The following is a 10002-nucleotide window of genomic DNA, read 5'->3' as shown; positions in this document are numbered from 1 at the left end:
GACAGCGTACCACGACTACCTCGCCGAGCAGGGCGGGACGGTCCTGCCGCCGGAGTCGGTGGCCGGCGACCCTGCCGGCGCGGTGGACGATGCGCTTGCCGCGCTCGGCGACGTGGACGCCGTCTACGTGAGTCTGGACCTCGACGTGCTCGACGCCGCAGCCGCGCCGGGCGTGAGCGCGCCGACGCCGGGCGGCCTCTCGACGCGAGAACTGTTCCGGATGCTGGGCCGCGTGGCGTCCGACGACCGTATCGCCGGCTTCGAGATAGTCGAGTGCGCGCCGCCGCTGGACGCCGGGAACCGGACCGCCCGCGCCGGTGCCCGCGCCGTCGCACACTTCCTCAGTGGCCTGGGAGGTGACCGATGACAACCCTCGATGCGGTGGTCTACGGCGCGTCCGAACTCGTCGCGGGCCCGGCGGCGGACGGCCGCGGACTGGAGACCTACGAGGACGGCGCAGTCGCCATCGTGGACGGCACTGTCGCCGCTGTCGGTCCGACCGCGGAGGTGACCGCCGAATACCCGCCGGAGAGTGCCAACCACGCTGTCGACGCCGACGGTCAGGCCGTCGTTCCGGGCTTCGTCGACCCCCACACCCACGCGCTGTTCGCCGGCGACCGCTCGGACGAGTTCGCCGCCAAACTGCGCGGGAAGTCCTATCAGGACATCCTCGCCGAAGGCGGCGGCATCCTCAGAACGGTCCGAGCGGTCAGGGAAGCCGACGAGGAAACGCTGCTGTCGAACCTGCTGGCCCATCTCGACACCATGCTCGCTCACGGGACGACGACAGTCGAGGTGAAATCCGGCTACGGACTCGACACGGAGACGGAGCTACGGATGCTCCGAGTTATCGACAGGGCCGACGACGTCCATCCCGTCGACGTGGTCCCGACGTTCATGGGCGCACACGCTGTTCCCGAGGGGTGGGACGCCGACGACTACACCGCGGCGGTCGTCGACGAGCAGCTTCCGGCTGTCGAATCGCAGGGCATCGCCGAGTTCTGCGACGTGTTCTGCGAGGAAGGGGTGTTCTCGGTCTCGCAGTCCCGACGGGTCCTCGAAGCAGGCGCGGCCGCGGGGCTGACACCGAAGGTCCACGCCGAGGAACTGTCCCATATCGGCGGGACGCAGTTGGCGGCGGACGTGGGCGCGGCCAGTGCCGACCACCTCCTGCACGCGACCGGCGAGGACATCGACGCGCTTGTCGACGCTGCCGTGACGCCGGTGTTGCTCCCCGGAACGGCGTTCGGTCTCGGCGCAACGTACGCGGACGCGACGGCGTTCCGCGACCGGGGTGCGCCCGTCGCGGTGGCGACGGATTTCAATCCGAACTGCCACAGCCACAGCATGGGCTTTGCGCTGTCGCTGGCCTGCGTCGAGATGGGGCTGCCACCGGCTGAAGCGCTGGTCGCTGGAACGAAACACGCCGCGCTCGCGCTGGACAGGACCGATGGGCTGGGGACGCTCCGCGAGGGTACGCCCGGTGACGTCGCCGTCCTTGCCGCGCCGAGTCACGTCCACATTCCTTACCAGTACGGGACCAACGTCGTCGACACCGTCCTGAAAGACGGCTCGGTCGTCAGCACCCCAACGCATGAGTCATACGCTCGGGATATGCAACCATGACCGCCGAAGTTGTCCTCGACGGCGAGTCGCTCACGCCCGCCGAGGTGGTCGCTGTCGCCCGGAACGGCGCGACCGTCACGGTTGCCGAAACCGCCCGCGAGCGAATCCGTGAGTCCCGCGAGCGCGTCGAGAGCGTGCTGGACAGCGGCGAGGCGGTGTACGGCGTCACCACCGGTTTCGGCGACCTCGTCGACGAGCGCATCCCACGCGAGGATCTCGATGCCCTCCAGCGGAACCTACTGCGGAGCCACGCCGCCGCGGTCGGACGGGAGTTGACGACCGAGGAAGTCCGGGCGATGATGGTCACACGGGCGAACACGCTGGCGAAGGGGTATTCAGGCATCCGTGAGTCCGTCGTCGATCTGCTGGTGGCGATGCTCGACGCTGGTGTCCACCCGGTCGTCCCGTCGCGGGGCAGCCTCGGTGCGAGCGGTGACCTCGCCCCGCTCGCACATATGTCGCTGGTGCTCATCGGGGAGGGGGAAGCCGAGGTCGAGGGGGACCGACTCCCCGGCGACGAGGCGCTCGACGCAGTCGGCCTCGAACCGGTGACGCTCCGGGCCAAGGAGGGGTTGGCGCTCATCAACGGGACACAACTGACCGTCGGCGTGGCCGCACTCCTCCTCGCCGACGCGGAACGGCTGGTCGCCGCCGCCGACATCGCCGGTGCGCTCACGACGGAGGTGACCCTCTCCTCGACAGTACCGTCCCACGAAGCCATCACCGACGTCCGGCCCCACGCCGGCCAGGCCGCGAGCGCGCGAAACATCCGGCGGCTGACGGCCGACTCCGATGTGGTCGAGTCCCACCGCAACTGCGACCGCGTGCAAGACGCCTATGCGATGCGCTGTCTGCCGCAGGTCCACGGCGCGGTCCGCGACGCCGTCGCCCACCTCCGGGAGGCCGTCGAGGTGGAACTCAACAGTGCGACGGACAATCCGCTGGTGTTCCCCCGTGAGGCGGTGGGGGACCGGGCCTCCGGCTCCGACAGCGCGGGCGTGCTGTCCGGCGGGAACTTCCACGGCGCGGTACTCGCCATGCGCCTCGACTATCTGACGAACGCGCTCACCGAACTCGCGGCCATCTCGGAGCGCCGGACGGACCGGATGCTCAATCCGAATCTGCAGGAGCCACACCTCCCGCCGTTTCTCACCGAGCGAAGCGGCGTCCGGTCGGGCTACATGATCGCACAGTACACCGCTGCCGCACTGTTGAACGAATGTCGGTCCTTCGGCCGGCCCTCGATGGACAACACGCCCGTCAGCGGCAATCAGGAGGACCACGTCAGCATGAGCGCGCAGTCGGCCTATCTGGCCCGAAAGGCAGCCCGAAACGCTGCCGCGATTCTCGGCGTCGAGCTGTGCTGTGGGGCGCAAGCCGCCGACTTCGTCGACGACGCCCTCGAACTGGGCGTCGGGTCGGCCGAGGCCTACGACGCCGTCCGTGCAGTGGTCCCGAAGCTAACGGCGGACCGACCCATCCACGAGGACATCGAGGCCGCGGGCGCACTCGTCGAGTCGCCGGCCTTCATCGAGCGGGTTGCTGCGGCGCTCGACGAAGGGCTAGAGTGACCCGGCCTCAGGACCCAAGCCCCAGGTCCGCGGTCCCTTCAGCCCCCTGATAGCGCTCCCGGTCGTCCCAGTCGGCGATACTCGAATGGGTCTCCCGGACGGCGATTTCGAGATGCTCCTGTGTTATCTCCGAGCCGTCTCGCAGGGCGTGCCGCGCCGCGTCCTCGGCGACGAGTTCGAGGTCGCTGGCGGCGTAGCCAGCCGTCGGTTCAATGATGGCGTCCCAGTCGATGTCACCGGCGACGGGCCGGTCCTGCAGGTGGATCTCCAGAATCTGTTTGCGAGCCTCGGCGTCCGGTGGCGGGACTTCCACGCGCTCGTCGAAGCGGCCCGAGCGCCGCAGCGCCGCGTCGATGTCCTCGACGAAGTTCGTCGCGGCGACCACGACGATGTCGTCGGCCGCCGCGCCTTCGAGTTCGGTGAGCAGTTGGTTGACCAGTTGCTGCTCGCTCGTGTTCATCGACCCGCGCCGCGAGCCCGCGATGCCGTCGATTTCGTCAATGAACAGCACGCAGGGCGCGTTCGCGCGGGCCACCTCGAACACCTCGGCGACGTTGCGGGCCGGCTCGCCCATCCACTTGCTAGTCACGTCTGCGGGACTGATCTCGACGAAGCTGTGGTCGAGTTCGCCAGCGAGCGCGCCGACGAGGTGGGTCTTCCCGCAGCCGGGCGGACCGTACAGCAGCAGGCCGGAAAGCACGTCGATGCCGTACGTTTCGTATTCCTCGGCGTTCTCAAGCGGATCGAGGACCGTGTCTTCAAGTCGGTCCTTCAGTTCACCCATCCCGCCCACGTCGGCGAAGTCGCGTCCGGCGTCAGTCTCGACGAGCGAACTGGCCTGCAGGTCGACGCCGTCGGGCTGGACGACGCCGTTCTCGGCGACCATCTCGGGGTCGACCCAGTCCGGGATGCTGGTGTCGGTCTCTGTGGCGGCCTGCAGCAGATGGTCCGTCCCAATCGGGGCGTCGGCCCGCAACGCCTTTCGGGCGGCGTCCTCGGCAAGGAGTTCGATGTCGCTGGCCGCGAAGCCGGCCGTCTCCTCGACGACGGGGCCGAGGTCGATGTCGGCCGCTGTCGGCCGGCCGGCGAGGTGAATCTCCAGAATCTGCGTTCGCGCCGCGGGGTCCGGCGGCGGGACCTCCACGCGCTCGTCGAACCGGCCCGAGCGGCGGATCGCGTCGTCCACGTCCTCGACGAGGTTCGTCGCGCCCAGCACCACCACGTCCTCGTCGGCGATCCCTTCGAGTTCGGTGAGCAGTTGGTTGACCAGTTGCTGCTCGCTGCTGTTCATGTTGCTGTCGCCGTCGCGTGCGCCGGCGATGCCGTCGATTTCGTCGATGAAGAGGATACAGGGGGCGTTCGCGCGGGCGATCTGGAACAGTTCCTCGACTTTCTGTGCGGGTTCGCCCATGTACTTGCTGGTCACGTCGGCGGGCGTGACCTCGATGAAGGCGTGGTCGACCTCGCCCGCGAGTGCGCCTGCGACGTGTGTCTTCCCACAGCCGGGCGGGCCATGCAGCAGGACGCCGTTGACGACGCCGATGCCGTACTCCTCGAAGGCACTTGGGTCCTGCAGCGGCCGGACGACCTTGTGGTTGAGCGTCTCAAGTAGCTCGGACATCCCACCGACATCGGCGAAGCTCCGGGACGGGTTTGGGTCGACCAGCCCGTCGGCTTGCATATCGACGCCGTCGGGCTGGACCACCGTCCCGTCGTCCGAGGGTCGTTCGCGGTTTATCGAGGGCGGGCCGTCGGTGCTGTCGGAGCCAGAATCGCCGCCCATCCCGGCCGTGCCGGATTCGTCGGACTGGTCGATCCGCTCCCGGATGTTCCGTTCGAGGCGGTCCGGGTTGACCTCGTAGCCGTACTCGGCCAGCCGTCGGGGTTCGGCGCTCAAAAACTCCGCGAGCCAGCCGTGGCGCTGCAGGTCCTCGGTCGGGGCGTCCGGGTCCCGGAACGTGACGAGCTTGACGTCCGAGCTGTCGGGCGAGTGGTACTCGGCGAGCCAGAAGGGGAGATACAGGCGCTCGACGCCGGTCACGCCGTCGAATCCGTCGGGGTCGAAATCCCCGGGGAGCCCGTAGGACTCGCGAAGCTTCCGGAGGAACACGTTCGCCGCGCCCGAGGCGGAGTCGTGGCGCTGCTCGCGGTACTCGGCGACACGCTGGGGCAGTAGCGACCGGGCGTCGTCGTCGGTGACCTGGAACTGCAGCAGGACGGAGCGGCCAAGCGCGGGGTCGTCGCGGCCGAAGTCGTAGTCGCCCGTCGGCCGGCGGACCACCGAATCAGTGTCCTCGACGTACTGCGAGACGGCCCGGTCGTTGTCTGCCCAGAGACCGTCGAGGAACGCGGTCTCGGATCGCGTCGTCGTGCCGAACAGCTTCCCCTCGCCGGTCTCGTACTCGTAGTCGACTTTGAACACCGGATAGAACACCCGGTGGAGCCGTTCGAGTCGCTCGGTATCGCCGAAGGCGGTCATCGTCCGCTGGTCGAGGGTTTCCCTGACGGTTTCCTCGTCGGGTATCCGCCGGTCGGCGTAGATGTACGGCGGCAGGCTCATTCGAGGTCACCCTCCCGAATTGTGCGCTCGGCGGCTGTCAGGGCGCTATCGGCGTCGAACGTCTCGATAGCGTCCCGCTGGGCATCGGGTTCACCGCGGAGATTACGGGCGTGCTCGGTAATGTTTGGTATCGCGCGGATGATGTTGTCGATGATGGGGACCGTCGCCACCTCGGCAGAGCGGCTTCGAGGGTTGAGGTCAATGACCAGCTCCGTCTTGCCCATCTCGCCCAGCGCCTCGGCGCGGTCGCCGTCCTCCAGCGGGACGAGCACCACGTCCGCCGCGCCGATGCCGTCGGCGTCGACCTTGGCGCGCTCGTGGTCGAGGCCGGGAATGCGCCCGTCGGCGGTGAGCCCCTTCACGTCCGTCGCCCCGTGCTCGCGAAGGTAGTCGGCGATGGCCTCGATGCGTTCCTCGGTCCGGTTGAACAGGTTCACTTCGAGGTCTGCGCGGGTCACCTCGGCCAGTTCGACGAGTTCGCCGGGCACGAGGGCGGCGGCGTTGCCGTTGACCGAGACGACGGCGTGCTCGGCGGACAGAAGGTGTGCCGCGGCGGCACGCTCGGCGTCGTCGGCGCTGTCGATGGTGCGCTCGCCCAGCAGGTAGTCGAAGGCTTCGCCGCGGCCCTGTGCGATGAGGCCCTGCCGGGAGGTGATACCGCGGTCGACGCCCGCTTCGATACGGTGGCGGGTCAGAAGCGACTCGTAGCGGGGGTGGCTTTCAGGGAGGTCGACGTCCTCACTCATACGTTCCAGTGATAGCTCCCTGTACTAAAGTCGTCCGTCAGGCGCGTCCCGGGCGTTGTTGCGTGTCTCACCGGAACCGATCACCGGACGACGATGGCTAGCTCCGGAAAAGATTATCTGCGGGTCAGCACAACTCCGTGCCATGGATACCCGACAGGCGTTGCTTGTCGACGCGTTCGCCGCGGAGCCGACGACGGGCACACCGACCGGCGTCGTCCCTGAAGCCGACGGACTGACCGACGACCAGATGCAGGCCGTCGCCAGCGAACTGGGGGCCACCGAGACGGCCTTTGTCCTGCCGGCGGCGGACGCCGACCGCCGACTTCGCTGTTTCTCGCCGACCGAGGAACTGGCGCAGGCAGAGACGGCGACAATCGCCGCGTACGCGGCGCTCTACGAGCGTGGTGAAGTCGACGACAGCGAGTGGACGGTCGCCACCGCTAGGGGCGACGTCGCTGTCGAAACGAAACAGAACGGGATGGTCTGGGTCGAGCAAGGACGGGCCGACATCACCGAAGTAGATATCCCATACAGCGATGTTGCCGACGCGCTCGGACTCGACGCGGCCACGCTCAAGGACGTGGGCGCGGACCTCCCGCTCGTGACAGCCGACGCGAGTGAGTCGTGGCTCATGGTCCCGGTCAACTACTTCGAGCATCTGAGCACCCTCGCCGTGGATGGGACCGCCGTCGCCTCGCTCTGTGACCGCGCGGACGCAGTCGGCGTGTACCCGTTCACCTTCGACACCGTTGGCGGCGACGCAACGCGCCGGTCGACGTTCCACGGGCGAGCCTTCCGCGCGGGGAGCCGGACAGAAGAGCCGGTAAGCGCGGCAGCATCGGGGGCCTGCGCGGCGTTCGTCCGCCGCTACGGGGCGCTCGATGACACCGTCGAACAGATCATCGCCGAGGGCGGGCATTTCCGCGACCGACCCGGGACGGTGTCAGTCGATACCGACGGGACCGAGGTGTGGGTCGGCGGTCGCGGCGTGACCGCATTGGACGGCACGGTAACTGTCCCCGCTGTTGACGACGACGATATTATCGAAGCGTGACCGTCCACACCGCACCGGCAGCCTGACCGCCTAATTCACTCGAAATCGAGTGAAGAGCGATCTCTCACTGGTTGCAACCGGAACATCCTTAATTGTCGTTGAAGATGGTACGAATGAGTCCATGCCAACACTGTGGCTCGACGAAATCGGTGCCGACGACCTGGCGCGGGTCGGCGGCAAGGCGGCGTCTCTCGGAGAACTGACCGGAGCGGGCCTGCCCGTTCCGTCGGCGTTCGTCGTTACCGCCGACACGTATCGGTCGTTCATCGAAGCAACTGGAATCGACGAGCCGCTGTTCGAGGCCGTCGATGTCGACAGCGACGACTCGCAGGCGCTGGCCGAGGCAGCCGAACGCGCTCAGGAGTTGATCCTGGAAACCGACACCCCGCCGTCGGTCCGCGAGGACCTGCTGGCTGCATACGACGAGATGGGCGACGAGGACGTTGCGGTGCGGTCTTCGGCAACTGCCGAGGACCTCCCGGACGCCTCCTTCGCCGGCCAGCAGGACACGTACCTGAACGTCTCGCGTGCGGACCTCCTGCAGCGAGTCAAGGAGTGCTGGGCCTCGCTGTTCACACAGCGGGCTATCTACTACCGCAACGAGAACGACTTCGCCCACGACGCCGTGGACATCGCCGTCGTCGTCCAGCAGATGGTCGACGCGGAGAAGTCCGGCGTCATGTTCACCAGCCACCCCTCGACCGGCGGTCCAACGGCCATCATCGAGGCCGCGTGGGGGCTGGGCGAGGCGGTCGTCTCCGGTGCGGTTTCCGCCCGACAACTACATCGTCGACCGCGAGACGGGCACCATCGATGAGGTGACCGTCGCCGACAAGAAGGTGATGTGTGTTCGGGGAGAAGACGGCGAGACAATCGAGCGCTCCGTCCCCGAGGAGAAGCGCAACGAGCGCGTCCTCTCGGAGGACGAGATTCACCGGCTCATCGAAATCGGTGAGCGCGTCGAAGACCATTACGATACACCACAGGACGTGGAGTGGGCGGTCTACGAGGGGGAGGTGTACCTGCTGCAGTCCCGCCCGATCACCACTATCGACGATCCTGAAGGGAGCGCCGGCTCGGCCAACGAAGCCGAGAGTCAACCGCCGGGGGCAAAATCGGGTGTCGCCGACGGCGGAGCGATGGAGAGCCAGTCGGAGTCGGTCCGGCTCTCCGGAATCGGCTCCGCGCCGGGCCGGGTCACTGGCGTCGTCCGCATCGTCGACAAACTCGACAACCTCGACAAGGTCGAGGACGGCGACATCATCGTCGCCGAGATGACCACGCCGGACATGGTCCCGGCGATGAAACGCGCCAACGGTATCATCACCGACGAGGGCGGGATGACCAGCCACGCAGCCATCGTCTCCCGTGAACTCGGCGTTCCAGCCGTCGTCGGTGCCGAGGACGCGACACAGAAACTCCGGGACGGCGAAACGGTCACGCTCGACGGCGACAAGGGCACAGTCGAGAAAGGGGCCAAGGTTCCCGAGACGACCGGCGAGGAAGAGGATGCCGGGCCGGTCGAGGCACACTCGCCAGTCAAGCCGATGACCGGAACGGAAGTCAAGGTCAACGTCTCCATTCCGGAGGCCGCGGAGCGAGCGGCTGCGACCGGTGCCGACGGCGTCGGCCTGCTGCGCATCGAGCACATGATCCTCTCGACGGACAAGACGCCCTCGCGCTACGTCGAGGACCACGGCGAGCGCGCCTACGTCGACGAAATCGTCGAGGGGGTCCGCTCGGTTGCCGAGGCGTTCTACCCGCGCCCGGTCCGCGTCCGGACCCTCGATGCCCCATCCGACGAGTTCCGCCAGCTCCAGGGCGGCGAAGACGAGCCGAGCGAGCACAACCCGATGCTCGGCTATCGGGGCATCCGGCGCTCGCTTGACCGACCCGGCGAGTTCAAGCTCGAACTCCGGGCGTTCGAGCGCCTGTACGACCTCGGCTACGACAACGTCGAACTGATGCTCCCGCTGGTGACCGACGCCGAGGACATCCTGCGGGCGAAGGCGCTGATGCAGGAGGTCGGCATCGACCCCGAGAAGCGCGACTGGGGCGTCATGGTCGAGACGCCGGCGAGCGCGCTGTCCATCGAAGACATCTGTGAGGCCGGTATCGACTTCGTCTCCTTCGGGACGAACGACCTCACGCAGTACACGCTGGCCGTCGACCGCAACAACGGCAACGTCGCCGACCGCTTCGACGAACTCCACCCGGCCGTTCTCGAACTCATGCGCCAGGTCATCGGGACCTGCCGCGAGCACGACGTCGCCACGAGCATCTGTGGCCAGGCCGCCTCGAAGCCCCAGATGGTCGACTTCCTCGTCGACGAGGGAGTCACCTCTATCTCGCCGAACATCGACGCCGTCCGCGACGTACAACACGAGGTCAAGCGCGTCGAGCAGCGCCTCCTGCTGGAATCGGTCCGCTGAGGCCGCGGCCGCC

General features: G+C 67.8%; 6 protein-coding genes and 1 pseudogene. 5 read left to right on the top strand and 2 right to left on the bottom strand.

What is annotated here, in order from left to right; all coding sequences use genetic code 11:
* The 3 genes from GJ630_RS14620 to hutH form a co-directional block, all read left to right on the top strand.
* The coding region (locus GJ630_RS14620) for an arginase family protein (protein ID WP_197427655.1) at positions 1-367 on the top strand (367 nt) is incomplete at its 5' end.
* Complete coding sequence (gene hutI / locus GJ630_RS14615; protein WP_191450170.1) at positions 364-1626, top strand: imidazolonepropionase; 1263 nt, start codon at positions 364-366, stop codon at positions 1624-1626. The genes GJ630_RS14620 and hutI, both read left to right, overlap by 4 nt.
* The gene (gene hutH, locus GJ630_RS14610; protein ID WP_191450169.1) at positions 1623-3197 is read left to right on the top strand and encodes a histidine ammonia-lyase; all 1575 of its coding nucleotides are present in this window, start codon (positions 1623-1625) and stop codon (positions 3195-3197) included. The genes hutI and hutH overlap by 4 nt, the downstream gene beginning before the upstream one ends.
* Before the next feature lie 7 nt (positions 3198-3204).
* Here the strand turns inward: hutH and GJ630_RS14605 are convergent, their stop codons facing one another.
* Positions 3205-5757 (bottom strand): AAA family ATPase, encoded by a 2553-nt coding sequence (locus GJ630_RS14605; protein ID WP_191450168.1) that lies wholly within the window; start codon positions 5755-5757, stop codon positions 3205-3207.
* On the bottom strand, positions 5754-6503 hold the full coding sequence (locus tag GJ630_RS14600; protein WP_014041020.1) for a 4-phosphopantoate--beta-alanine ligase: 750 nt from the start codon (positions 6501-6503) through the stop codon (positions 5754-5756). Before GJ630_RS14600 ends, GJ630_RS14605 begins: the two co-directional genes overlap by 4 nt.
* 142 nt (positions 6504-6645) lie before the next feature.
* Here GJ630_RS14600 and GJ630_RS14595 point away from each other — a divergent pair, with 142 nt between their 5' ends.
* Both GJ630_RS14595 and ppsA read left to right on the top strand, forming a co-directional pair.
* Positions 6646-7557 carry a PhzF family phenazine biosynthesis protein gene (locus tag GJ630_RS14595; protein WP_129755474.1) on the top strand — a complete coding sequence of 304 codons (912 nt, stop codon included), beginning with the start codon at positions 6646-6648 and terminating at the stop codon, positions 7555-7557.
* Between the two features lie 121 nt (positions 7558-7678).
* Positions 7679-9989 (top strand): annotated as a pseudogene (gene ppsA / locus GJ630_RS14590) (phosphoenolpyruvate synthase).
* Positions 9990-10002 lie beyond the last annotated feature (13 nt).

The organism is Haloarcula sp. CBA1122 (assembly GCF_009741785.1).
In the GTDB taxonomy this organism is placed as follows: domain Archaea; phylum Halobacteriota; class Halobacteria; order Halobacteriales; family Haloarculaceae; genus Haloarcula; species Haloarcula hispanica.
This window is presented reverse-complemented; position numbering and strand designations above follow the sequence as displayed.

What these genes read in the sequence shown, in the direction of transcription:
- GJ630_RS14605 (WP_191450168.1), bottom strand. Translation starts at nt 5,757, where the DNA reads ATGAGCCTGCCGCCGTACATCTACGCCGACCGGCGGATACCCGACGAG.
- hutI (WP_191450170.1), top strand. Translation starts at nt 364, where the DNA reads ATGACAACCCTCGATGCGGTGGTCTACGGCGCGTCCGAACTCGTCGCG.
- hutH (WP_191450169.1), top strand. Translation starts at nt 1,623, where the DNA reads ATGACCGCCGAAGTTGTCCTCGACGGCGAGTCGCTCACGCCCGCCGAG.
- GJ630_RS14600 (WP_014041020.1), bottom strand. Translation starts at nt 6,503, where the DNA reads ATGAGTGAGGACGTCGACCTCCCTGAAAGCCACCCCCGCTACGAGTCG.
- GJ630_RS14595 (WP_129755474.1), top strand. Translation starts at nt 6,646, where the DNA reads ATGGATACCCGACAGGCGTTGCTTGTCGACGCGTTCGCCGCGGAGCCG.